This is a genomic window from Klebsiella sp. RHBSTW-00484 (assembly GCF_013705725.1).
Taxonomy (GTDB): domain Bacteria; phylum Pseudomonadota; class Gammaproteobacteria; order Enterobacterales; family Enterobacteriaceae; genus Klebsiella.
This window is the reverse complement of sequence record NZ_CP055481.1, coordinates 5147162-5169173: the sequence shown is the minus strand read 5'-3', so window position 1 is coordinate 5169173 and position 22012 is coordinate 5147162. Positions and strand designations below refer to the sequence as shown.

Here is a 22012-nt window from a genome sequence, read left to right as displayed (position 1 = left end):
TTTTAATGGATGAGAGTGGGTACTGCGAGACGGAAAACAGGGACATCAACGGAGAACGGCGCGCCGTTCACATCGATCATCTCATAGTGTCCCTGCATGGTGCCCAGCGGCGTTTCAATGACCGCGCCGCTGGTATATTGAAATTCGCCGCCGGCCGGAATATGCGGCTGCTCGCCGACAACCCCTTCACCCTGAACTTCGGTCTCACGACCATTGCCGTTGGTGATAAGCCAGTAGCGACCAAGAAGCTGAACCTGAGTCCGCCCCAAATTACGCAGGGTGACGGTATAAGCGAAAACGTAGCGCTCTTCTTCCGGAGAAGATTGCGATTCGATATAGACGCTTTGTACCTGCACACAAACTCGGGGCGAATTGATCATGGTTAGCTCTCCTTGGTGGGCGCGTTCTCAGATAACCAGTTAGCTAACTGACAATACTGCGCCACGGAAATATTTTCTGCGCGCTTCGCCGGGTCGATCCCCAGTTCGGTCAGAACCTCGATGCTGAACAGATTGCCGAGGCTGTTACGGATCGTTTTCCGACGCTGGTTGAAAGCCTCGGTGGTGATGCGGCTCAGCACGCGAATCTCTTTTACCGGATGCGGCAGCGTACGGTAAGGCACCAGACGCACGACGGCAGAATCCACTTTAGGTGCTGGCGTAAAGGCGCTCGGCGGGACTTCAAGTACCGGAATTATCTGGCAGTAATATTGCGCCATCACGCTCAATCGACCATACGCCTTACTGTTCGGCCCGGCAACCAGACGATTGACGACTTCTTTTTGCAGCATAAAGTGCATGTCGGCAATGGCATCAGTATAGCTGAACAGATGGAACATCAGCGGCGTGGAGATATTGTACGGCAGGTTGCCAAACACGCGCAGCGGCTGGCCCATGGTCTGCGACAGCTCGCGAAAGTTCATGGTCATGGCATCTTGCTGATAAATCGTCAGCTTCGGTCCGAGGAACGGATGCGTTTGCAAACGTGCAGCCAGATCGCGGTCCAGCTCGATAACGGTCAACTTGTCGAGGCGTTCACCGACCGGCTCGGTCAGTGCCGCAAGGCCAGGGCCGATTTCAACAATCGCCTGATCTTTTTGTGGATTAATGGCCGAGACAATGCTGTCGATCACGAACTGATCGTTGAGAAAGTTTTGCCCGAAACGTTTACGGGCTAAGTGGCCCTGATGGACTCGATTATTCATTGGGTATTAACAATCATTTTGATGGCGAGATTAAGCGCCGTGATAAAACTGCCGACTTCCGCTTTTCCCTGGCCCGCAAGTTCGAGTGCGGTACCGTGGTCAACGGAGGTGCGAATAAAAGGTAAACCGAGCGTAATATTCACGCCGCGGCCAAAGCCCTGGTATTTTAGCACGGGCAGGCCCTGATCGTGATACATCGCGAGTACCGCATCGGCATGGTCGAGATATTTCGGCTGAAACAGGGTGTCTGCCGGTAGCGGGCCGCTCAGGTTCATGCCCTTTGCGCGCATCTCTTCAAGCACCGGAATAATCGTATCGATCTCTTCCGTTCCCATGTGACCGCCTTCGCCTGCATGCGGGTTCAGGCCGCAGACCAGCACGTGCGGGTCATTAATGCCAAATTTGGTGCGCAGGTCGTGATGCAGAATGGTGATGATTTCACGCAGCAGATCTGGCGTAATCGCATCGCTTATCGCTTTTAGCGGCAGATGAGTGGTCACCAGCGCCACGCGCAGCTCTTCGGTTGCCAGCATCATCACCACTTTACTGGCCTGTGAGCGCTCTTCAAAGAATTCGGTGTGGCCGGTAAAGGCGATACCTGCATCGTTGATAATGCCCTTATGTACCGGCCCGGTGATCAGCGCGGCAAATTCGCCGTTCAGGCAGCCATCGCAGGCGCGGGCCAGCGTGTCGACCACGTAACCACCGTTGCTAACGTTAAGCACACCTGGCTCAACCGGTACGTTGAGAGCGACAGGAAGAAGCGTCAGGGTGCCCGCGCGCTGCGCTGAGGCAGGAGCGGTGGGGTCGTAAGGCCTAAGGGATAAAGGAAGACCGAGCAGGTTTGCTCGGTCAGATAACAGGGCGCCATCGGCGCAAATCACCAGCTCTACCGGCCAGTCGCGCTGCGCAAGCTGCACGACGAGGTCGGGGCCAATCCCGGCAGGTTCGCCGGGAGTGATAACGACTCGTTGTGTACCGGTCATTTAGTTACTCAGAACTTTAACGTACGCGCTGGCGCGCTGTTCCTGCATCCAGGTAGCCGCTTCTTCGGAGAATTTACGGTTCATCAGCATGCGGTAAGCACGGTCTTTCTGCGCGGCGTCGGTTTTGTCGACGTTGCGGCTATCCAGCAGTTCAATCAGGTGCCAGCCGAAGGATGAGTGAACCGGAGCGCTGGTCTGGCCTTTGTTGAGGCGCAGAATCGCATCACGGAATGCCGGATCGAAGATATCCGGAGTCGCCCAACCTAAATCACCGCCCTGGTTAGCAGAACCCGGATCTTCAGAGAACTCTTTCGCCGCTTGAGCAAAGGTGGTTTTGCCGCTCTTAATATCTGCTGCGATCTGTTCAAGCTTCGCCCGTGCCTGATCGTCGTTCATGATCGGCGAAGGTTTCAGCAGGATGTGGCGAGCGTGAACTTCGGTAACGGAGATACTTTTGCTGCCGCCGCGCATATCGTTAATTTTCAGGATATGGAAGCCAACGCCGGAACGAATCGGGCCAACGATATCGCCTTTCTTCGCGGTGCTTAGCGCCTGAGCGAAGATGCCCGGCAGTTCCTGAATTCGACCCCAGCCCATCTGGCCGCCTTTCAGCGCCTGCTGATCGGCAGAGTAGGTGATGGCTAATTTGCCGAAGTCTGAGCCGCTACGCGCCTGCTCAACTACTGAGTTTGCCTGGTCCTGAGCCTCTGCAACCTGCTCGGAAGTTGGATTTTCCGACAGCGGGATCAGGATGTGGCTGAGGTTCAGCTCAGTGCTGGCGTCATTCTGATCGCCAATTTGTTTTGCCAGGGTTTCTACTTCCTGCGGCAGAACGGTGATGCGACGACGAACTTCGTTATTACGCACTTCCGAAATCGTCATCTCTTTGCGAATCTGACTACGGTAGGTGTTGTAGTTAATGCCGTCATAGGCCAGACGACTGCGCATCTGATCCATCGACATATTGTTCTGCTTAGCGATGTTGGCAATGGCCTGGTCGAGCTGATCGTCAGAGACTTTCACGCCCATTTTCTGGCCCATCTGCAGCACTATCTGATCCATGATCAGACGTTCGAGGATCTGATGACGCAGGGTGGCGTCATCCGGCAGCTGCTGCCCGGCCTGGCCGGCGTTAAGTTTTACCGATTGCATCAAACCAGCGACGTCGCTTTCCAGAACAACGCCATTATTGACGACAGCCGCTACTTTATCGACAACCTGTGGGGCAGCGAAACTGGTATTCGCGATCATGGCGATACCGAGAAGCAGCGTTTTCCAGTTCTTCATACTTTTTCCATTTCAATTAACCGCAATTGCGGATTACGTTTAAACCAGCCACATCACAGGGAGCTCTGGTACGGTAAAATGTTCGAACGCAACATCTGCTGGGTGCCGAGACCGTAATTGGAGCTCAGACCACGCAGCTCGATGTTAAAGCCGAAGGTGTTGTCGTATTTGCTTTCGTTGCTGCTGTTATCCCAGCCGTTGATCTTACGTTCATAGCCGACACGGATAGCGTAGCAACAAGAGCTATACTGCACCCCTAACATCTGATTTGCTGACTTTCTGGTATTCGTGTCGTAGTAGTACGCGCCAACGACTGCCCAACGATCGACGATTGGCCAGCTGGCGGTCATCCCCACCTGCGAGATACCATCTTTATACTGCTGAGTGGTGGAATACGACGGCAGAGTCGCCTGAATATATTCCGGGCTCGCGTAACGATAGTTAAGTTGTACTAAACGGTTTTCGTCGCGACGGTATTCCACGGTTCCGCTGCCGGTAGCGACGTTATCCAGACGCGTATCGTACTGAATTCCCCCGCGTAAACCCCAATCGTCGGTGATGCGCCAGTAGGTATCGCCAGCCCATACCAGTGAACCCCGCGTGTCGTTGTTCTCCCAGTTGATGTTGTCATCACCGGTACGCGACTCGGTGAAATAGTAGATTTGACCAACGGAAATATTAAAACGTTCAACTGCGGCGGCATCATAAACGCGAGATGTGACGCCGGTGGTTAGCTGATTGGCTGAAGCTATACGGTCGAGGCCGCTGTATGAACGGTCGCGGAACAGGCCGCTGTAGTCCGATTGCAGCAGGGTTGAGTCGTAGGTGCCAATATGGCTCTGGTCACGATAGGGGATATACAGATACTGCATACGCGGTTCAAGTGTCTGGGTATAGCTCTCCTGCATATCGCGTTCGAATACCATTTTGCCATCGACTTTAAACTGCGGCATAACGCGGTTTGCCGAATCCTTCAGCGCATTTGCGGAATCAAGCGCATTTTGATTTGATTCTGAAGACTTATTGTTGTACTGCCGCTTAGCGTAAGCGCGGTATTCATCGATGTTGTTCTGCTGATAGTGGGTTGCCAGCAGTTTGGCTTCGGTATTGATGCTGCCCCAGCCGTTAGACAGCGGCAGATCGATGGTCGGCTCGAAGTGAAGCCGGGTTGCTTCCGGCAGGTTGCTGTTCGAGTTAACGAAATGCACCGCCTGCCCGTAAAGATGGGTATCAAACGGGCCGACATCGTTCTGATAATAGTTCACGTCCAGCTGCGGCTCAGCGGAATAGGCGTTGCTTGAGTCGCGGTCAAAGACCTGGAATTGCTTGGTCGATACGGTCGCGTCAAAGTTCTGATTGGCGTAGCCCGCGCTCAATTTTTGCGTAGCGTAGCCATCGGTACTGGAACCGTATTTGGAGCTGAAATCGTTAAAGTAGTCCGGGTCGCTGACTTTGGTGTAGTCGGCATTGAAGCGCCACACCTGGTCTACGACGCCAGAATGGTTCCAGTAGAACAGCCAGCGGCGACTGTTGCTGTCGCCAGAGTGATCGTCCTCGTAAACCTTATCCGATGGTAGGTAATCAAACTCGAATAAACCCGCGCCAGCCTGAGTCAGGTAGCGAAATTCGTTTTCCCACATCACACCGCCACGCTTGCTCATATAGTGCGGGGTGATCGTGGCATCAAAGTTCGGCGCGATATTCCAGTAATAAGGAAGATAGAATTCTGCGCCGTTTTTGGTGCTGTATTTAGCGTTAGGGATCAGGAAGCCTGAACGACGCTTATCGCCCACCGGCAGCTGCAGGTAGGGACTGTAAAAAATCGGTACCGAGCCGAGCTTAAAGCGTGCGTTCCAGATCTCCGCCACCTGCTCTTCGCGGTCGTGGATAACTTCGCTGCCGACGACGCTCCAGGTGTCAGAACCCGGCAGACAGGAGGTAAAGCTGCCGTTTTCTAAAATGGTATAGCGGTTTTCACCGCGCTGTTTCATCAGGTCAGCGGTACCGCGCCCCTGACGGCCAACCATTTGGTAGTCGCCCTGCCAGACGTTGGTATCTTTGGTGTTCAGGTTCGACCAGGCCTTTGGCCCTTTCAGGATAACCTGATTGTCGTCGTAGTGAACGTTGCCGAGCGCATCGACCGTGCGTACAGGCTGCGGCTGACCCGCGGCCTGCTGTTGATGGAGCTGAACTTCATCGGCCTGCAGGCGGCTATTACCCTGATTGATATCAACGCTGCCGGTAAAGACGGCGTTATCAGGATAATTACCCTTCGCATGATCGGCATCGATCGTCACCGGCAGGTCGTTGGGTTTCCCTTCAACCAGAGGACGATTGTAGCTTGGGACGCCAAGCATACATTGCGTGGCGAGATCGGCAGCGAGGCCCTGTTGGCTATACAAGGCGCTGGCAATCATGGTGGCCAGGAGGCTGGGAATACGTTTTTTCATACGTTGTATTTGTTGTTCCGTCATCGTGTGGCAGCGGCTTGCAAACGGTCAGAGCCTAACGTACTCATCTTAATCGCGCTAGTGTTAATCCTGCCCGTTTCGAACCCGAGCGTTAGGCACCGTGTAGAATGACGAGTATGATAAAGCAAATTATAGGCTATGTCCCACAATTGACCGAGGCGTCAACGCTTTGTAATGTGCGGTCAGATATAGCTTAACTGGCGGCAGAGAGATTGGGGAGTCTATGCAGTATTTGGGTAAAATAATTGGCGTTGCGGTTGCGTTAATGATGGGTGGCGGTTTTTGGGGCGTGGTGCTGGGCTTCTTAATCGGGCATATGTTTGACCGCGCGCGCAGTCGTCGGCTGAATGTTTTTACCAACCAGCAGGAGCGTCAGTCACTATTCTTCTCCACCACCTTCGAGGTGATGGGGCATCTGACTAAATCCAAAGGGCGCGTCACCGAAGCGGATATCCACGTCGCCAATTTACTGATGGATCGCATGAGCCTGCACGGCGAAGCGCGCACCGCGGCGCAGCACGCGTTTCGGGTCGGAAAATCAGATGATTACCCGCTGCGTGAGAAAATGCGCCAGCTGCGCAGCGTCTGTTTTGGTCGGTTCGATTTGATTCGGATGTTTCTGGAAATTCAGCTGCAGGCGGCCTTCGCTGACGGCGACCTGCACCCCAACGAACGCGAAGTGCTGTTTGTCATTGCCGATGAGCTAGGTATCTCCCGCGCCCAGTTTGAGCAGTTCCTACGTATGATGCAGGGCGGCGCGCAGTTTGGCGGCGGTTCGCAGCAGTCATACGGGCAGCACGGCGGCAACGCTGGCTGGCAGCAGGCGCAGCGCGGACCAACTCTTGAAGATGCCTGTAATGTGTTGGGGGTAAAACCGACCGACGATGCCACCACCGTCAAGCGCGCCTATCGTAAGCTGATGAGCGAGCATCATCCGGATAAACTGGTGGCGAAAGGCTTACCGCCGGAAATGATGGAGATGGCTAAGCAAAAAGCGCAGGAAATCCAGAAAGCCTGGGAGCTGATTAAAGAGCAGCGCGGATTCTAAACTACTGGCCTCTCCCCGTCGGGGAGAGGCGTCAGGATGCGCTTGCGGCGCGACGATACATACGGCGCGGGTGGCCAATCTTCCCGTACAGCATCTCCACTTCCAGAAAGCCAATTTCCACGCAGTGCTCCAGATAGCGCCGGGCAGTGGTTTTGCTTAATCCTGCCTCGCTAACCACCTCATCCACCGAAAAGCAGCGATCCTCTCTGCCGGTAAACAGGTTTTGCACCAGCGCCAGCGTTTTCTCCTCGATGCCTTTACTGCCGCTGTCGGTACGGTAGTTTTTTGCCTGTAGTTGATACAGCGAATCGACGTTCTGCTGGTCAACAATCTTCCATTCGCGCTGTTGATCGTAAAACTGCACAAACCGCTCTAGCGACTGGCTCAGGCGCTTCCATGACACCGGCTTGAGAATGTAATCGAAAGCACCGTTGCGGATAGCCAGGCTACAGGTTTCCATATCGCTGGCGGCAGTGATAAAAATCACCGAGCAGTGGGCATTAGCCAGAATGGGATCGGTCATCAGCGTGACCCCTTTACCATCCGGCAGGTAGTTATCGAGCAGCACCAACTGCGGTGGCCTGGTATTGAGCATTTGCCGCGCTTGAGTGAGTGAGGCTGCTATACCCACCAGCCGCATGCGCGGGTGTTTCTGGATAAGCTCGGCGTGCAGGCGCGCCAGTTCGTTTTCATCCTCGATGATCAGGACATCGACCAGGTCATGATGCATAGTGCGTCTCTTGTTGCGGATGAACAGGCCCATCAGCGGGAATAAACAGCGTGAAAATCGCGCCGCGCGGCGTGTTATCGGACACTTCAATTGTGCCGCCCGCCTGAGTGACATAACGTTCAATAAGATACAGACCCATGCCGTGATCGCCACGGGTTTTGGTGGTAACACCGCGTTCAAAAATGCGCTCGCGGATTTCCGCACGAATACCAACCCCGCGGTCAGCCACTTCAATCATTAACTCCCGGGCGTTCAACTGGATCAGAACCTCAACCGGTTCGTGCGGCAGTTCGGCGCGCTGAGTGGCTTCAATGGCGTTATCCAGCAGGTTGCCGATGATAGAAATTAACTCGGACTCCATCAACGACGGCAGAGGACGGTCGATACGACAGGCCGGGTCAAAGCTCAGCTCAACGCCTTTTTCCCGCGCTCTGGCGGCTTTACCCAGCAGCAGTCCGCACAGAGTCGGTGAATTAAAGTGCGATGAGATAAAGTCCAGCAGCTCCTGAGCATGTTCCGACTGGGCCTGAATATAGCGAATCGCCTCATCATAGTGGCCCAAATGCAGTAGTCCGGATAGCGTGGTCATACGGTTTAGCTGCTCGTGACGCATGATGCGCAGGTTATCGACGTAGCGTTTGACCTGGCTGAGCTGGGCGCTAAGGGAGTTGATTTCATCGCGGTCGCGGAAGGTGATCACCCAACCCTGTAGCGAATCCTCCAGCATGATACGCACCCGGCTGGCGAGCACGGTAAGCTGATTAAAGCGACACAGCTCATCGTGGGTATCGCTTTCGAGCATCTCTGTGCTGGCGAAAAACGGTTGCGGGGTGATGACATTATCGATCGACTTACCACGCAACTGGTACGCGGGCTGGCTCAGCCCGAGCAGGCTGCGGGCGGCATGGTTTATCACTTTAATTCGCCGATTGTAGTCAATCACAATCACCCCTTCGTATATCGACTCCATCATCGCTTTTTGTTGGCGCACCAGCAGGCCGATTTCCCGCGGCTCGAGCGAGAAAATCTGCTTCTTGATGCTGCGGGTGAAGTACCAGGAGAAGACAAACAGCGCGATAAGCAGCAGTACGGCGGCGACGAAAATATTAATCACTTTTTCCAGCGTGATGCTGTCGAGGTAGCTGGTGAGATAGCCAACGGAGACAATGCCGACAACCCGACCCGCATCATCGAGAATCGGCGCTTTGCTGCGTAGCGAAATACCGAGCCCGCCTTTACGGATGGTGGTGGTGCTTTTCCCCTCCAGCACCGCCTGGTTATCGCCGCCAACTAACCGCGTACCGACCCATTCCGGATGGACCGAGTGAAATAGATGCACTCCCCGCTTATCGCCAATCACAATAAAGCTGGCGTCGCTGTGGGCGGCGATATTTTGCATAAACGGTTTTATCGCCTGTGGGTCTTCAAGTGCCACCTGCTGGCGTAAATTCGGCATTAAAGCAATTTCTTCCGCCTGTATTTTAGCGCGGGCGCTCATTTCCTGATAAAGCTGATGGCTGGCATCGAAATAATAATAAACCCCCAGCAGTGCGAACAGAACTGAGAAAAAGGCGACCAGCGAAATGAACAGCTTAAATTGAAATGAAACTTTCATAAGTATGATGCACAGTATCAGGGATGCGGCACTCTATCATCTTTTGCGCTGCCGACATCATGGTTGAAGGAAATTAGTGAACGCCTATACCGTCATACTTCAAGTCGCTTATGTGTTGGCTACGCTCGCTCACCCCAGTCGCATAGTTTATCTATGCTCCTGGGGATTCACTCCCTTGCCGCCTTTAAGCAACTCGAATTATTTAGGGTATGCACAGGCGTCAGGGAACCAGAATTATCCGCTGGCGGTGAATTTATCAAGGTGAATGAGCGGATAGATTTAAAAACCATAAAAACCACGCTAATTAATCAGAGCAATTTCACATAAATAATAGAAACCATAAAAACCATAGTGACCATTAAAACTTCGTTCTTAATCTGGCGAGACTCACATTAAGTCTGCGTATGACCCTCTAACCTGAAAAGTAATAATAACCAGAGGGCTTAATTATGAGCACCACAGACAATGCATTCTCTGCAACCATCGACCCTATTAATACGCCGAAAGCACCGCTCAAGCAGCGCTGGTGGCATATCCTCGATAACTGGAAAGTCGGTATTATCCCGCTGCCGCTGTTTCTGCTGGCCGGCGGCCTGATCGCGCTGGACTGCCTGGGGGGCAAGCTGCCGAGCGACATTGTGGTGATGGTGGCAACGTTGGCCTTTTTCGGCTTTGCCTGCGGTGAATTCGGTAAGCGTTTGCCGGTACTGGGCAAGCTCGGCGCGGCGGCGATCTGCGCGACGTTTATTCCCTCCGCGCTGGTGCACTATGGCCTGCTGCCGGATGTGGTGGTGGAATCGACCACCAAGTTCTATAAGTCGACCAACATTCTCTATCTCTACATTTGCTGCATTATCGTCGGCAGCATCATGAGCATGAACCGTACCACGCTAATTCAGGGCTTTCTGCGGATTTTCTTCCCGATGCTGTGCGGAGAAATCGTTGGCATGCTGGTTGGCGTTGGCGTCGGTACCGCTCTGGGGCTGGAGCCGTTCCAGGTATTCTTCTTTATTGTCCTGCCGATTATGGCTGGCGGCGTAGGCGAGGGCGCTATCCCGCTGTCGATAGGCTATGCCGCGCTGATGCATATGGATCAGGGCGTTGCGCTGGGCCGCGTGCTGCCGATGGTGATGTTGGGCAGCCTGACGGCGATTGTTATCTCCGGCTGTTTAAACCAGCTCGGCAAGCGTTTCCCGCATTTAACCGGCGAAGGACAACTGATGCCAAACCGCCGCAACGAAACGCACCGTGAAGAGTCCGCTGAGGGAAAAATGGATGTGACGACGCTGGCCTCCGGCGCGCTGCTGGCTGTGCTGCTGTATATGCTGGGAATGTTGGGTCAGAAGATGATTGGCCTGCCGGCTCCGGTGGGGATGTTGTTCCTCGCAGTTCTGCTGAAACTGGCTAACGGTGTCTCTCCCCGTCTGCAGGAGGGCTCGCAGATGGTGTATAAATTTTTCCGCACGGCGGTGACCTATCCGATTCTGTTTGCCGTTGGCGTGGCGATCACCCCCTGGCAGGAGCTGGTCAACGCCTTCACTGTGAGCAACCTGCTGGTGATTATCAGCACCGTGTCGGCGCTGGTGGCGACCGGCTTTGTGGTGGGGAAAAAGATAGGTATGCACCCGATTGATGTGGCGATTGTTTCCTGCTGCCAGAGCGGTCAGGGCGGCACTGGCGACGTGGCGATTCTGACTTCCGGCAACCGCATGAACCTGATGCCGTTCGCGCAGATCGCAACAAGAATTGGTGGTGCGATTAATGTTTCATTGGGTCTGCTATTCCTCAGTCATTTTTTAGCCTGATTTAACTTTTTTGTAACAGTTAAGTCTGCTTTTTCGTGCTAAATGGCGCAGAAAATTTCTGCGCCCCGTCTCCAAAACAGGGATCGTTTAGCGATACAATCAGCGCCATTATTCGCTATTGCGACGACAGCCCGATCGCTGTCTTTTATTAAGTGAGGAGAGGAACAAATGTCAGTGGATACTCTCGCCCGTGAGGGCGTAAGCATGGAAGCGCTGCTGGCGGCGAAAGAGCAGCGCGCGGCTCGCCAGGCCGACTGGTTAGCCCATTATCAGCAGCCGGTGATTTCGCTGACTCTGGTGACGCCGGGTGCGGTGAAAGACAGCATTCGCTACCGTAATATGATGGGTGTGGCGCTGCAGGCCTGCGATCAGATGCTGTGGAAACATCGCTGGCAAACGCTCGATCGCCAGGTCTTGTGGCTGCCGACTGGCCCGGAAGCGTTGTGGTGTGTTGATCACGCCGCCAGTGAAATCAAAGCGTTTTGCTCGGAGCTGGAACAGGCTCATCCGCTGGGCCGCCTGTGGGATATCGACGTGATTTGCCCGAAAAATGGCCTGGTTGGTCGTCAATCAATGGGTGAAAATCAACGCCGCTGCCTGCTGTGCGAAGAACCCGCACACGCCTGCGCCCGCAGTCGTCGTCATGATACCGGGCTGGTTGTCGCTCGCGTCGAGAAGATGATTGATGCGTGGTTTGCCCGCGATTAACGCGAACTTCTCGTTTGCTGAATAAGCGATGGGATAGCCCGGGTGAGTCGCGAGCGGCACGACCCGGGACAGTTCTGAACGATTAGAAATCGACGGGGGCGCGAAACGTCATCGCGTTACCGAACGATGGGTGGGTGATGGTCAGCGTTTCGGCGTGCAGCAGCAGACGCGGCGCCATGGCCAGCGCTTCTGGCGAGGCGTAAAAGCGGTCGCCAAGAATCGGATGACCCAGCGCCAGCATATGTACGCGCAGCTGATGCGAACGTCCGGTAATCGGCTTCAGGCGCACGCGGGCGGTATTATCTTGTGCAAACTCCAGCACTTCATACTCGGTTTGCGCCGCTTTGCCGGTTTCGTAACACACCTTCTGCTTTGGCCGGTTTGGCCAGTCGCAAATCAGCGGTAAATCCACCAGTCCTTCCGCTTTTTCCGGATGCCCCCACACGCGAGCGACGTACTGCTTTTTCGGCTCGCGTTCGCGGAACTGACGCTTCAGCTCGCGCTCAGCTGCTTTGGTCAGCGCCACCACAATCACGCCGCTGGTGGCCATATCCAGGCGGTGCACTGACTCAGCTTGCGGGAAGTCGCGCTGAATGCGCGTCATCACGCTGTCTTTGTGTTCCTCCAGTCGCCCCGGCACGGACAACAAGCCGCTGGGCTTGTTGACCACCATAATGTGCTCATCCTGATAAAGGATAACCAGCCAGGGATCCTGTGGCGGATTGTAGTTTTCCATCGCCATATTCGTGTTCCGTTACTGGTGGGTGACCACGATTAAGCGCAGCGCGTCGAGACGCCAGCCTGCCTGGGCCAGCGCGTCCATCACCTGCTGACGGTTGCTCTCGATAGCCGCCAGTTCATCATCGCGGATGTTCGGGTTAACGGCGCGCAGCGCTTCAAGACGCGACAGTTCAGCCGACAGCTTATCGTCAGCTTCGCTACGCGCGGCGTCGATCAGTGCCTGGGCCGCTTTTGCCACCTGGCCTTCGCCCTGCTGCAAAATGGCGTGAACATCCTGTTGGACGGCGTTAACCAGCTTGCTGCCGGTATGGCGGTTAACTGCGCTCAGCTGGCGGTTAAAGCTTTCGAACTCCACCTGACCGGCGAGGTTATTACCGTTTTTGTCGAGCAGCATGCGTACCGGCGTCGGCGGCAGGAAGCGGTTAAGCTGCAGATGCTTCGGCGCCTGCGCTTCGACGACGTAAATCAGCTCCAGCAGCAGGGTTCCTACCGGCAGCGCTTTGTTCTTCAACAGGGAAATGGTGCTGCTGCCGGTATCGCCGGAGAGGATCAGATCCAGGCCGTTGATAATCAGCGGGTGCTCCCAGGTGATGAACTGTGCGTCTTCGCGAGACAGCGCAACATCACGTTCGAAGGTAATGGTGCAGCCATCTTCCGGCAGGCCCGGGAAGTCAGGAACCAACATATGATCTGACGGGGTCAGCACAATCAGGTTTTCACCGCGATCGTCCTGGTTGATGCCGACAATATCAAACAGGTTCATGGAGAAGGCGATAAGGCTAGTGTCGTCATCCTGCTCTTCAATGCTTTCCGCCAGTGCCTGGGCTTTTTCTCCGCCGTTGGAATGGATTTCCAGTAGGCGGTCGCGACCTTGTTCCAGTTGGACTTTCAGCGCGTCGTGCTGCTGGCGACAGGATTTGATCAAATCGTCAAAGCCGTCGGTATTTTCTGGCGCGGCAAGGTAGTTAATCAGTTCGTTATGCACGCTGTCGTAAACGGTGCGACCGGTCGGACAGGTGTGCTCGAATGCGTCCAGCCCTTCGTGATACCAACGTACCAGCACCGACTGAGCGGTTCTTTCCAGATACGGAACGTGGATCTGAATATCGTGGGCCTGGCCGATACGGTCGAGACGGCCGATACGCTGCTCGAGCAGATCCGGGTTGAACGGCAGGTCGAACATCACCAGGTTGCTGGCGAACTGGAAGTTACGCCCTTCGGAGCCGATTTCAGAACACAGTAGCACTTGAGCGCCGGTATCCTCTTCAGCAAACCAGGCGGCGGCGCGGTCGCGCTCGATAATCGACATGCCCTCATGGAACACTGCCGCGCGGATACCTTCGCGCTCGCGCAGTACCTGCTCCAGCTGCAATGCGGTGGCCGCTTTGGCGCAGATGACCAGCACTTTCTGCGAGCGATGGCTGGTGAGGTGGCCCATCAGCCAATCGACGCGCGGGTCGAAGTTCCACCAGGTACCGCTATCGCCTTCAAATTCCTGATAAATCTGTTCCGGGTAGAGCATATCGCGAGCGCGTTCCTCTGCGGTTTTGCGCGCACCCATAATGCCGGAGACCTTGATAGCGGTCTGGTACTGGGTCGGCAGCGGCAAACGAATGGTGTGCAGCTCGCGTTTCGGGAAACCTTTGACGCCGTTACGGGTGTTGCGGAACAGCACGCGGCTGGTGCCGTGGCGATCCATCAGCATGGAGACCAGCTCCTGACGGGCGGCCTGGGCGTCATCGCGGTCGCTGTTGGCGGCCTGCAATAACGGCTCGATATCCTGCTCGCCGATCAGATCGCTCAGCGCGTTCAGCTCGGCATCGTTGAGTTTATTGCCCGCCAGCAGCAGGGCAACGGCGTCGGCCACCGGGCGGTAGTTTTGCTGTTCTTCAACGAACTGAGCGAAATCATGGAAACGGCTAGGGTCAAGCAGACGCAGGCGAGCGAAGTGGCTCTCCATACCCAGCTGCTCCGGGGTTGCGGTCAGCAGCAGAATGCCCGGCACGCGTTCGGCCAGCTGTTCAATCGCCTGATATTCACGGCTAGGTGCCTCTTCGCTCCACACCAGGTGGTGTGCTTCGTCGACGACCATAATGTCCCACTCGGCATCGCACAGGTGTTCCAGACGTTGCTTGCTGCGGCGCACGAAATCCAGCGAGCAGATAACCAGTTGTTCGGTTTCGAACGGGTTAAGGGCGTCGTGCTGGGCTTCGGCATAGCGTTCGTCATCAAACAGCGAGAAGCGCAGGTTGAAGCGGCGCAGCATTTCCACCAGCCATTGGTGTTGCAGAGTTTCCGGAACGACGATCAGCACCCGTTCGGCAGCGCCACTGAGCAATTGTTGATGGAGGATCATCCCGGCTTCGATGGTTTTACCTAAGCCCACTTCATCAGCCAGCAGGACGCGCGGCGCGTGACGGCGACCGACATCGTGGGCGATATTCAACTGATGTGGGATCAGGCTGGTGCGCTGTCCGCGCAGGCCGCTCCACGGCATACGGTACTGTTCGCTCTGAAATTTGCGCGCGCGATAGCGCAGGGCGAAACGGTCCATGCGGTCGATCTGTCCGGCGAACAGGCGATCCTGCGGTTTGCTGAAGACCAGCTTGCTGTCGAGCAGCACTTCACGCAGGACGACGTTGGCTTCTTCGGTATCGAGACGGGTGCCGGTATAGGCCAGCAGGCCGTTCTCTTCATTAACTTCGTCAACCTGGAGCTGCCAGCCTTCGTGGCTGGTGATGGTATCGCCCGGGTTAAACATCACGCGGGTGATCGGGGAGTCGTTGCGTGCGTACAGACGGTTTTCGCCGATAGCAGGGAAAAGAAGGGTAACCATGCGCGCATCCAGCGCAACCACCGTCCCTAATCCCAGTTCGCTCTCTGTGTCGCTAATCCAGCGTTGACCAAGTGTAAAAGGCATATATGTTCGGCTCTTTAGTTCTTTAATTGCAGGCAATAGTTGAGAGTCTCCTGAAAGGTCGGAGATGCGTCAATATTGGGTCCGGGAATGGAAAGGGCGCTATATTACTGGATGGCGGAACGTTCGTCACGTCCTCCTCACCCCTCAATTTGTAGCTTTTTTGCAAGCTGAATGAGTGAGTGAAAATCAAAATAGCCCCAGCTGACCTGTCACTATTGTAGCAAAATCGTCGTCGACAAAGGGAAGAATTCCGTCGGCAACAGGCTGTAATTGCTTTGACAAATAGTGCTCATAATCGAGCGGTGATTGTTGGTAGTCCACCGGCTCGGGTCCGCTGGTGGTCCAGACATACTTAATGCTGCCGCGCTGCTGATACTGCTGCGGCCTGCCCAGCTTGACGTTTTGCTCATCCGCGAGCCTGGCCGCTCGCACGTGCGGCGGCACATTGCGCTGATACTCCGCCAGCGGGCGGCGCAGACGTTTACGGTAGATCAGCCGATCGTTAAGCTCGCCGTTCATCAGCTTATCAATGGTTTCGCGCACATACTCCCGGTAAGGCTGATTGCGGAAGATGCGCAGATAAAGCTCCTGTTGAAACTGCTGGGCCAGCGGCGTCCAGTCGGTGCGTACCGTCTCCAGCCCTTTAAACACCATCCGCTGCTCGTCTGCATCCTGAATCATCCCGGCGTAGCGTTTTTTACTGCCGGTATCGGCACCGCGAATGGTCGGCATTAAAAAGCGGCAGAAGTGGGTTTCAAACTCCAGTTCCAGGATGCTGGTCAGATTATCTTTGCCAAGTTCTGTTGCCCACCACGCATTGACGAAGGCCACCAGCGAGCGGCCGATTTTGCTTGCCTCTTCTTCGCTGTGGGCGCGCTTTAGCCACACGAAGGTGGAGTCGGTATCGCCGTAGATAACGTCATAGCCCTGGGATTCAATCAGCGCTTTGGTCTGGCGCATAATGGCGTGGCCGCGCATGGTGATTGAGGAGGCCAGGCGCGGATCGAAAAAGCGGCAGGCGCTGGTGCCCAGCACGCCATAAAAGGCGTTCATGATGATCTTCAGCGCCTGCGACAGCGGTTTGTTTTTGTGCAGTTTAGCCTCATCGCGCCCGTGCCAGATTTGCCCGACAATACCCGGCAGGCAGTGTTTCTCACGCGAGAAACGTGCGCCGAGAAAGCCTTCGGTGCTGTGTTCGTTATCGGGCTGCGCCAGCCCCTCGACCAGCCCGACCGGGTCAATCAGGAAGGTGCGGATAATTGACGGGTACAGGCTCTTATAGTCCAGCACCAGCACCGAATCGTACAGGCCGGGCCGCGAGTCCATCACGTAGCCGCCGGGGCTGGCCTGTGGCGGCACTTCGCCGAGGTTTGGCGCGACGTAGCCCAAACGGTGCATACGCGGGAAATAGAGATGGCCGAAGGCGGCGACCGAGCCGCCGTGACGATCTGCTGGCAGGCCGTTGACCGTCGCGCGCTCCAGCAAAAACGGCATGATCTCCGTTTTATGAAAGATACGCGTAACCAGCTCGCAGTCCTGGAGGTTATAGGTCGCCAGCGCCGGTTTATCTTCGTTAAAGCGGCGGTCGATTTCGTCCATCCGATCCCAGGGATTATCAATGGCTTTCCCCTCGCCGAGCAGCTCACGAGCGACCGATTCCAGCGCAAAAGAGGAGAAGTTCCAGAAGGCGGATTTTAGCGCCTCGATACCGTCGATAATTAAGCGGCCGTTGGCCTGAGCGAAGAAGACGCCGTTTTTAAAACCGTGCTCGCGCCACTCCAGCTCGCTGTTGCCGCGCCCGAGCATCAGCGGGATACGATAGCGCTCGGCATGCTTTTGCAGGACGCGTAAATCGAACTGCACTACGTTCCAGCCGATCAGTACGTCCGGGTCGTGGGCGGCAAACCAGGCATTAAGCTTTTCCAGCAGCAGGGGGCGGCTGGCGACGTACTCCAGATTGAAATCAACGGCAGGCGGTGAGACGGGTTCAGGCCCGAGCATATAGACGACCCGCTGCCCGCAGCCTTCAAGGCCGATGCAGTAGAGCTCGCCGTGGCGGCTGGTTTCGATATCCAGTGAGACCCATTTCAGCGGCGGGCGGTAATCGGGGTTGGGCTTCATCCGCGCGTTAACCAGCTGCTGGCCACGCGCGTCGCCTTCGACCCACACCGGGGCGGTGATAAAGCGCTCCATCAGATAGCGCTCTGGCGGACGAATGTCGCCTTCATAGACCGTGATGCCGTTTTCGCGCAGCTTTTTTTCCAGCCGCATCAGCTGGCGGTGAGCGCGGCAGTAGAGGCCAAACACCGGCTGGCGATGAAAATCTTTCAGGGTGAGGGGAGCAAGACGGTGGCCGTTTTCCCCTTGCAGCAGGCGTTCAACCTGCGCGCGCTGGGATTCGGGGATGAAAGCAACGGATTCCTGCGGCGGCAGCGTGACCTGAAGCGGACCGTCGTCGGTCGCCAGCCAGAAGGTCAGTTCGGTGCCCTGCGCGGTATCCCGCCAGTGACGGGTCAGTAAAAAACCTTCTCGTGGCTGCGTCACGCCGTGCTCTCATCAGTAAAAACCAGGCCTGATTATAGCCTGGTTCGCGTAACGGTGCTGGGGTTTTATACAGGTGTGACGGGCATCCGTTCCCGGAGGCGGCGCTTCGCACCTGTCCGTATATGGACACCTCCCGTGATGCAAGCTATTTTTTGTGTGAGTCACCAGGGTAAGTTGCGTTCGTATATCCGGCCTCTCGTTCGGTACCGTCGTACCCGGGCCATGATGTGTTCTGCGCACCTGCTTCCTTTCGGGCTATCGGCTTTGCTTCGCAGGGAGCCTTCGGACAGGCCGGATTTCTCAGGTGCTGGTCTTACCGGTTACTCATCACGCTAAATCGCTTCGCAATCTCACGACAGGGTTACTGCTCTTTTTACTGCATGGCTCACGGGGCGTCGGTTAACCGGCGACCCGTGAGCCATGGTAATCTTCTCCGCGACTCATCACCGCCCACGCTATCCGCACATTCTTGTTCGCCAGCGCCACCGTCGCGATATTCCGGTTCCGTCTTTCCACCACCGACTGCAGCCACTGGCTCCGCCGGTCTTCTTTGCCTGCACATGTCTTCAGAACTGACCGTGCCCCGTGGATGACCAGCGTACGCAGGTAGCTGTCACCCCGCTTGCTGATATGCCCCAGCTGCTGCTTACCGCCGCTTGAGTGCTGCCGGGGAACCAGCCCCACATAAGCCGCCATCTCCCGACCGTTCTTAAACTGCGTCGCGTCACCCAACAACGCCACCATCGCGCTGGCGGTTATCACGCCGATACCTTCTATTTTCATCAGCCGCTGGATGCAGATATCTTCCCGCGCCGCCTCTGCGAGCCGCCGGTCATGCCCCGCCACCCGGTCATCCAGCATCCGCAGCTCTTCGGCCAGCTCGCACAGCAGGCGCATAAACCGGTCATCCCACTGCTCCTGCTGTGACAGTATCTCCGGCAGCGCCTTACGCAACTGGCTGATGCCGACCGGCAGCACCACGCCGAATTCGCCCAGAAAGCCCCGTATCTCGTTGCACAGCGCCGTGCGGCTTTTTATCACTCTGGCCCGCACGCGATGCTCAGCCTGAAGAGTCTGCTGGCGCTCTGTCTTAACCGCGACGAAGCGCATGGCGGGGCGGCTGATGGCTTCACAGATGGCTTCGGCATCGTTGGCATCATTCTTGTTGCCCCTGAGGTAGGGCTTAACAAACTTCGGGGGAATAATGTGCACGGTATGTCCCATGCGGGTGAGTTCGCGGGCCCAGTAGTGGGATGACGCGCAGGCTTCAATCCCGACGGTGCAGGGAGCCAGCTGAGAGAAATAAGCGTGCATGTGGGCGCGGCGGAGAGATTTCCGCACGACGACATGTTCATGGTGATCCACAGCATGGATCTGAAAGACATTTTTTGCCAGGTCAAGACCGATACGTTTAATATTCATGGTGGACACCTCCTCCTGTGGACTGCAGGTAACACTTCCAGTCTGGCACGTTCTGATGCCGTAAGGTGGGAGGTGTCCATCACATCGGGCTACCAGTCTGCAGACGGCTGTGAACCTGTAGCCGGGAATGCGGTGGAGCTTTACTGCCCGTAATAGGCTTTCGCCCCGTGTTTACGCAGATAGTGTTTATCCAGCAGCGTTTGCTGCATATCTGGTAATTGCGGTGCCAGCTGGCGGCAGAAAATGCCCATATAGGCGATCTCTTCGAGCACGATGGCGTTATGCACCGCGTCTTCTGCGTTTTTTCCCCAGGCAAACGGGCCGTGGGAGTGTACCAGTACGCCGGGCATTTGCGCCGGATCGATGCCTTTTTCACGGAAGGTTTCGACGATCACTTCACCCGTTTCCCACTCGTATTCACCGTTGATTTCGTCATCGGTCATCAGGCGGGTGCAGGGAACCGCGCCGTAGAAATAGTCGGCGTGGGTGGTACCAGTGGCGGGAATCGACTGCCCGGCCTGCGCCCAGATGGTGGCGTGGCGTGAATGGGTGTGGACGATGCCCCCCAGCGTTGGAAATGCTTGATACAGCAGGCGGTGAGTTGGCGTATCTGAAGAGGGTTTTTTCTTGCCTTCAACAACTTCGCCAGTCTCAAGGCTGACCACGACCATATCTTCGGCGGTCATCACGCTGTAGTCGACGCCGGAAGGTTTAATCACCATTACGCCTTGTTCACGGTCGACGGCGCTGACGTTGCCCCAGGTAAGGGTGACAAGATTGTGCTTTGGCAGGGCCAGGTTGGCTTCAAGGACCTGGCGTTTGAGATCTTCTAACATAATGTACTCCAAATAGCAGGCGAGTCAGGTTTCCCTCACCCGGCCCTCTCCCAAAGGGAGAGGGAGAACGGCGGGCCGCGCTTGAACTTTCCTCCTCAGCCGAAGGGAGAGGGAGAAAGGCGGCATTGCGCTCGAGCGGTCCCCTCTCCCCGCTGGGGAGAGGGTTAGGGTGAGGGGAACGGCCTCTTAACGTTTTGAACCGTAATAAACTTCGTTCCAGCGCAGCGCATCTTTGAACGACGGCAGACGGGTCTCGTTATCAATCACGGTCAGCTCGATATCCTGTAGTTCGGCGAACTGGCGCATATCGTCCAGGGTCAGCGCGTGGCTGAAGACGGTGTGGTGCGCGCCGCCAGCGATAATCCAGGCTTCAGACGCGGTGCGCAGGTCCGGATGGGCTTTCCACAGGGCGTTAGCCACCGGCAGCTTCGGCAGATCGTGCGGGGTTTTCACCGTTTCAATGGTGTTAACCAACAGACGATAACGATCGCCGAGATCGATCATGCTGGCGACGATCGCCGGGCCGGTCTGGGTGTTGAAAATGATACGAGCCGGATCGGCTTTACCGCCGATGCCTAGCGGCTGCACGTCGAGAATCGGTTTCTCGGCGGTAGCGATGGTCGGGCAGACTTCCAGCATGTGCGAGCCCAGCGCCAGATCGTTGCCTTTCTCGAAGTGGTAGGTGTAATCCTCCATAAAGGAGGTGCCGCCCTGCAGACCAGTTGCCATCACCTTCATGATGCGAAGCAGAGCGGCGGTTTTCCAGTCGCCCTCGCCCGCAAAGCCGTAGCCCTGCTGCATCAGACGTTGTACGGCCAGACCCGGGAGTTGCTTCAGGCCGTGTAAATCTTCAAAGGTGGTGGTGAACGCATGGAACCCACCTTGTTCGAGGAAGCGCTTCATCCCCAGTTCGATGCGTGCGGCATCAATCACGTTCTGACGCTTATCGCCGTGGATTTGCGCCGCAGGCGTCAGTCGGTAGGTACTTTCGTACTCATCGATCAGCGCGCTGATTTCACCCTCAGTGACCGCGTTGACCACCTGCACCAGATCGCCCACTGCCCAGGTGTTAACCGTGAAGCCGAACTTGATTTGCGCGGCAACTTTATCGCCGTCAGTGACCGCCACTTCACGCATGTTGTCGCCGAAACGGCACACTTTCAGATGGCGAGTATCCTGTTTCGATACCGCCTGGCGCATCCATGAGCCGATGCGCTGATGAGCTTCCTGATCCTGCCAGTGGCCGGTTACCACGCTGTGCTGTTGACGCATACGCGCGCCGATAAAACCGAACTCGCGGCCGCCGTGCGCGGTCTGGTTCAGGTTCATAAAGTCCATATCGATGCTGTCCCACGGCAGAGCCGCGTTGTACTGGGTATGGAACTGCATCAGCGGTTTATTGAGGATAGTCAGGCCGTTAATCCACATTTTGGCAGGCGAGAAAGTATGCAGCCACACCACCATCCCGGCGCACTTATCATCGTAGTTCGCGTCGCGGCAAATATGGGTGATTTCATCCGGGGTGGTGCCTAACGGTTTAAGCACCAGTTTGCACGGCAGTTTGGCTTCCGCATTGAGGCTATTCACCACATGTTCGGCATGCTTCGTGACTTGACGCAGCGTTTCTGGGCCATACAGATGCTGGCTACCAATAACGAACCACACTTCATAGTTATTAAAAATTGTCATTTTCAT

General features: G+C 56.0%; 16 protein-coding genes. 3 read left to right on the top strand and 13 right to left on the bottom strand.

Annotation, left to right across the window (positions count from 1 at the left end):
- Positions 1-2: 2 nt before the first annotated feature.
- Genes apaG through lptD form a run of 5 tightly spaced genes read right to left on the bottom strand, consistent with a single transcriptional unit; the run spans position 3 to position 5927 of the window.
- Entirely contained in the window at positions 3-380 is a 378-nt protein-coding gene (gene apaG, locus HV213_RS24275; protein ID WP_110272612.1) for a Co2+/Mg2+ efflux protein ApaG, read from the bottom strand.
- A gap of 2 nt (positions 381-382) precedes the next feature.
- Positions 383-1204, bottom strand: coding sequence for a 16S rRNA (adenine(1518)-N(6)/adenine(1519)-N(6))-dimethyltransferase RsmA (gene rsmA / locus HV213_RS24270; protein ID WP_181483629.1), 822 nt, complete (start codon positions 1202-1204; stop codon positions 383-385).
- Positions 1201-2190: a 4-hydroxythreonine-4-phosphate dehydrogenase PdxA gene (gene pdxA, locus HV213_RS24265; protein ID WP_181483628.1), complete on the bottom strand. Its 990-nt coding sequence runs from the start codon at positions 2188-2190 to the stop codon at positions 1201-1203. The genes rsmA and pdxA overlap by 4 nt, the downstream gene beginning before the upstream one ends.
- A complete protein-coding gene (gene surA / locus HV213_RS24260) occupies positions 2191-3477 on the bottom strand; it encodes a peptidylprolyl isomerase SurA (protein WP_181483627.1) in 1287 nt (428 codons plus the stop codon).
- 53 nt (positions 3478-3530) lie between these two features.
- Positions 3531-5927: an LPS assembly protein LptD gene (gene lptD, locus HV213_RS24255; protein WP_181483626.1), complete on the bottom strand. Its 2397-nt coding sequence runs from the start codon at positions 5925-5927 to the stop codon at positions 3531-3533.
- 244 nt (positions 5928-6171) lie between these two features.
- Here lptD and djlA point away from each other — a divergent pair, with 244 nt between their 5' ends.
- Entirely contained in the window at positions 6172-6996 is an 825-nt protein-coding gene (gene djlA / locus HV213_RS24250; protein ID WP_181483625.1) for a co-chaperone DjlA, read from the top strand.
- Between the two features lie 31 nt (positions 6997-7027).
- Here djlA and HV213_RS24245 read toward each other — a convergent pair whose 3' ends face one another.
- Together HV213_RS24245 and HV213_RS24240 are read right to left on the bottom strand one after the other, a co-directional pair.
- Entirely contained in the window at positions 7028-7726 is a 699-nt protein-coding gene (locus HV213_RS24245; RefSeq protein WP_181483624.1) for a response regulator, read from the bottom strand.
- A complete protein-coding gene (locus tag HV213_RS24240) occupies positions 7716-9341 on the bottom strand; it encodes an ATP-binding protein (RefSeq protein WP_181483623.1) in 1626 nt (541 codons plus the stop codon). Before HV213_RS24240 ends, HV213_RS24245 begins: the two co-directional genes overlap by 11 nt.
- Positions 9342-9790: 449 nt before the next feature.
- Between HV213_RS24240 and HV213_RS24235 the strand changes: the two genes are divergently transcribed.
- Together HV213_RS24235 and citX are read left to right on the top strand one after the other, a co-directional pair.
- Positions 9791-11146: a 2-hydroxycarboxylate transporter family protein gene (locus tag HV213_RS24235; protein WP_181483622.1), complete on the top strand. Its 1356-nt coding sequence runs from the start codon at positions 9791-9793 to the stop codon at positions 11144-11146.
- Between the two features lie 168 nt (positions 11147-11314).
- On the top strand, positions 11315-11854 hold the full coding sequence (gene citX / locus HV213_RS24230) for a citrate lyase holo-[acyl-carrier protein] synthase (RefSeq protein ID WP_181483621.1): 540 nt from the start codon (positions 11315-11317) through the stop codon (positions 11852-11854).
- A gap of 82 nt (positions 11855-11936) precedes the next feature.
- Here the strand turns inward: citX and rluA are convergent, their stop codons facing one another.
- The 6 genes from rluA to araA all read right to left on the bottom strand — a co-directional run bounded on the left by rluA (position 11937) and on the right by araA (position 22006).
- Positions 11937-12596 carry a bifunctional tRNA pseudouridine(32) synthase/23S rRNA pseudouridine(746) synthase RluA gene (gene rluA, locus HV213_RS24225; protein WP_110272602.1) on the bottom strand — a complete coding sequence of 220 codons (660 nt, stop codon included), beginning with the start codon at positions 12594-12596 and terminating at the stop codon, positions 11937-11939.
- A gap of 12 nt (positions 12597-12608) precedes the next feature.
- A complete protein-coding gene (rapA, locus tag HV213_RS24220) occupies positions 12609-15515 on the bottom strand; it encodes an RNA polymerase-associated protein RapA (RefSeq protein WP_181483620.1) in 2907 nt (968 codons plus the stop codon).
- Between the two features lie 186 nt (positions 15516-15701).
- The gene (gene polB / locus HV213_RS24215) at positions 15702-18059 is read right to left on the bottom strand and encodes a DNA polymerase II (protein WP_181483619.1); all 2358 of its coding nucleotides are present in this window, start codon (positions 18057-18059) and stop codon (positions 15702-15704) included.
- Positions 18060-18458: 399 nt separating this feature from the next.
- Positions 18459-19481, bottom strand: a complete 1023-nt coding sequence (locus HV213_RS24210; protein WP_181485196.1) for an IS110 family RNA-guided transposase — start codon at positions 19479-19481, stop codon at positions 18459-18461.
- Between the two features lie 140 nt (positions 19482-19621).
- Positions 19622-20317, bottom strand: a complete 696-nt coding sequence (gene araD / locus HV213_RS24205; RefSeq protein WP_181483618.1) for an L-ribulose-5-phosphate 4-epimerase — start codon at positions 20315-20317, stop codon at positions 19622-19624.
- Between the two features lie 186 nt (positions 20318-20503).
- Entirely contained in the window at positions 20504-22006 is a 1503-nt protein-coding gene (araA, locus tag HV213_RS24200; protein ID WP_110272591.1) for an L-arabinose isomerase, read from the bottom strand.
- Positions 22007-22012 lie beyond the last annotated feature (6 nt).

Excerpts from the sequence above, each read along its gene's own strand:
- apaG (WP_110272612.1), bottom strand. The coding sequence starts at position 380 with ATGATCAATTCGCCCCGAGTTTGTGTGCAGGTACAAAGCGTCTATATC.
- rsmA (WP_181483629.1), bottom strand. The coding sequence starts at position 1,204 with ATGAATAATCGAGTCCATCAGGGCCACTTAGCCCGTAAACGTTTCGGG.
- pdxA (WP_181483628.1), bottom strand. The coding sequence starts at position 2,190 with ATGACCGGTACACAACGAGTCGTTATCACTCCCGGCGAACCTGCCGGG.
- surA (WP_181483627.1), bottom strand. The coding sequence starts at position 3,477 with ATGAAGAACTGGAAAACGCTGCTTCTCGGTATCGCCATGATCGCGAAT.
- lptD (WP_181483626.1), bottom strand. The coding sequence starts at position 5,927 with ATGAAAAAACGTATTCCCAGCCTCCTGGCCACCATGATTGCCAGCGCC.
- djlA (WP_181483625.1), top strand. The coding sequence starts at position 6,172 with ATGCAGTATTTGGGTAAAATAATTGGCGTTGCGGTTGCGTTAATGATG.
- HV213_RS24245 (WP_181483624.1), bottom strand. The coding sequence starts at position 7,726 with ATGCATCATGACCTGGTCGATGTCCTGATCATCGAGGATGAAAACGAA.
- HV213_RS24240 (WP_181483623.1), bottom strand. The coding sequence starts at position 9,341 with ATGAAAGTTTCATTTCAATTTAAGCTGTTCATTTCGCTGGTCGCCTTT.
- HV213_RS24235 (WP_181483622.1), top strand. The coding sequence starts at position 9,791 with ATGAGCACCACAGACAATGCATTCTCTGCAACCATCGACCCTATTAAT.
- citX (WP_181483621.1), top strand. The coding sequence starts at position 11,315 with ATGTCAGTGGATACTCTCGCCCGTGAGGGCGTAAGCATGGAAGCGCTG.
- rluA (WP_110272602.1), bottom strand. The coding sequence starts at position 12,596 with ATGGCGATGGAAAACTACAATCCGCCACAGGATCCCTGGCTGGTTATC.
- rapA (WP_181483620.1), bottom strand. The coding sequence starts at position 15,515 with ATGCCTTTTACACTTGGTCAACGCTGGATTAGCGACACAGAGAGCGAA.
- HV213_RS24210 (WP_181485196.1), bottom strand. The coding sequence starts at position 19,481 with ATGAATATTAAACGTATCGGTCTTGACCTGGCAAAAAATGTCTTTCAG.
- araD (WP_181483618.1), bottom strand. The coding sequence starts at position 20,317 with ATGTTAGAAGATCTCAAACGCCAGGTCCTTGAAGCCAACCTGGCCCTG.
- araA (WP_110272591.1), bottom strand. The coding sequence starts at position 22,006 with ATGACAATTTTTAATAACTATGAAGTGTGGTTCGTTATTGGTAGCCAG.